This window comes from Ruegeria sp. SATB027, assembly GCF_059613825.1.
In genome coordinates, this window is record NZ_JBXWTH010000009.1 from 1 (window position 1) to 2,402 (window position 2,402).

General features: G+C 53.3%; 1 protein-coding gene. It reads left to right on the forward strand.

Annotated features, from left to right (window positions below):
• Positions 1 to 1,001: 1,001 nt before the first annotated feature.
• The gene (locus AC2FPW_RS00560) at positions 1,002 to 2,177 is read left to right on the forward strand and encodes an alpha/beta hydrolase (RefSeq protein WP_496812236.1); all 1,176 of its coding nucleotides are present in this window, start codon (positions 1,002 to 1,004) and stop codon (positions 2,175 to 2,177) included.
• The last annotated feature ends 225 nt before the right edge of the window (positions 2,178 to 2,402 follow it).

Consider the following 2,402-nt stretch of genomic DNA (forward strand, 5'->3'; position numbering starts at 1 on the left):
TGATCATTTTTGTTGGGTGCCTTCTTTTGCGAGGCGCTTTGGGTCAAGTGAAGCCAGTGACCGCCAATTTGACAGAATTGCACCCTCAAAATGTGCAGTTAACTGCAAACTGTCGGGGCGATACCTTTCTATTTCAGGTTACCATAACCAGTCCGCACAGGACATTCCGTTATTAGCACTGCCACCGCTCCGAAACCATCCTTACACCGAGACGAAACCTCAGACTCAAGGGCGGTATGGAGCGACAAAAACGGTCTATAATCGTGATAATTTGTGCTCCATTCTGGTTTTATTTTGGTAAAATGTATCAATTCGTTTGCCCGGTCAAGAAAAAGCAACAAAAAGCCACACGATCGCAAATCGTTTTAACTTTGGGGCACAGGCAGTGCACTGGAGGAGTTTCATCCAATCGAAAAACCGCTGAATTGCGCCGGGTACTCTGGAAGCTTCGATCCCTGGATAGGGTGAGGCCAAGGTAAAAAACAGCAAACAAACATCCTTTTGGAGCCCACAAACGTGCGGCGGGAGCCGGACAGCCAAGAGTGGTAAAATTCTGGTGCGAACCTTTTCAGTGCAGGAAACGTTCATGACTATTCGCACATGCCCTTCACCTTGATGAACATCTGGCCCGTTTCATAGCCGTTTTCACATGGTCCCTTGCGCCTTTGCGTAGCTTCACATTGTAAAAGACTCATCAAGAAGCCGACCCCGAAATCGGCGAACATTGGTTAATGTGGCCGCTTACTCGAACTCTTCAAACGTCTCTCTGACAACATCATCCACGGTCCCGGCCCGCAATCTGCTGCCATCGTTGCCGCAGGCATCCTCTAAGGCTTGCCAAAGATGGTCCATTTGCAAAAATGGTTGAAAGCTCGTGCCGGCAGATCTCAATGCGGCGGAAATTCTGGGGCGTAAAGTGTCTGATGCAAAGGTTCTGTTGGCTAATTTTCTTCATAACCCTGACGGGGTGCGCGGCGAAAACCTACAATGAAATTGACATCATGCCTTCGCCAACGGTCTTTGCCAATGGCACGCTTGACCCGTTCGGGGATGTGACCGAGGGTAATTTCGAGTCGCGGGCGCGTCTGTTTTACGCGACCGACCGCCAGCCCGCAGAACCGGACGACCCGCAGAAAAGCTACAATAACGCACGGGGGCACGTGCTGCGGGCGGGTGTCGCGCAGATTGCGTCGGACCCGCCGCTTGAAAGCTGGGAAAATGCAAGGCGCATAACGCTCGCCGCGGCGCGGGATCGGGACTATAGGCTGCGGGTGGTGGGCGTGACCGAGACCGGCATTCTGCCGTTCAGCGCTATCAATTACATGGATACGCCACCCAGCCGTGCCGAAGTCGAAGCCGCCGGCAGCCATTTTGCGTCACAAATCAATGCGCAATTGGCACAATCGGCCAACAAGGACATTTTCATCTACATTCATGGCTATAATGTGGATTTCGACTATTCCACTCTGGTCTCAAGCCAGTTGCAACATTTCCTGGGCTATCAGGGCGCTTTCATCAGTTACAACTGGACAGCAACCCCAAATACGCTGGCCTATTTCCGCGATCAGGAATCGGCGTTGGCCTCGCGACGCTATCTGCGCGAGCTAATTGCCTTTCTCTCGGCCCATACCGATGCCCGTCGCATCCACCTGATTGGCTACAGTGCCGGGACAAGGCTGGCATTTGACGCCGCCTATCAAATTGCTTTGGGGGCCGAGGGAAACGCGCGGTTGGGCAAGCTCATCCTGATCGGCAGCGATCTGGACCGCGCTTATTTCATTCATGCTATCGAGGATGGTCTTCTCGATGCGGTTACGGACCTGACGATCTATCAGTCGCAAACGGATTCCGCGCTGGCGATGTCTAGGTTCGTCTTTGGCCGCAAGCGCGTCGGAGAGACCTCGCCGCCCGGCGAAGCAGTGCCTGCGGTGCAAGCGGAGCTGGCCCGGACCCCAAGGCTGCATGTCATCGACGTGACGGATGCCGAAGAGGCGGGCACTGGCAACGGGCATTGGTACTTCCGGTCTTCACCATGGGCCAGCAGCGATCTTTTCCTGTCATTGCTGACCAACAAAGACCCCGCCGCGCGCGGACTGGTGCGCGCACCCGGCGAAGTCATCTGGCGTTTTCCAGACGATTATCCGCAAAGGATCAGGGAACTGGGGCGTTTGTACTGAAGGAAAGGAACCGTCTGGTTATCCCCGTCTATTCTCTATTCTGATCAGCTTGCCACACGAGGCTCCCTCGGATCACATCGAAACTCTTATGTAAGGTCATCCATAGGTCAGACTTATGACGTTGAAGGTATAATCGATTTTTCTTGGCATATTAATCTGTCAAGATACCATTGCTCAAATGTGAATTTTACGCCGCGCAAGAATGGCGAACCTGTCAAACAATTC

Bases quoted from the DNA above. Each gene is read 5' to 3' on its own strand.
- AC2FPW_RS00560 (WP_496812236.1), top strand. From the start codon at position 1,002: ATGCCTTCGCCAACGGTCTTTGCCAATGGCACGCTTGACCCGTTCGGG.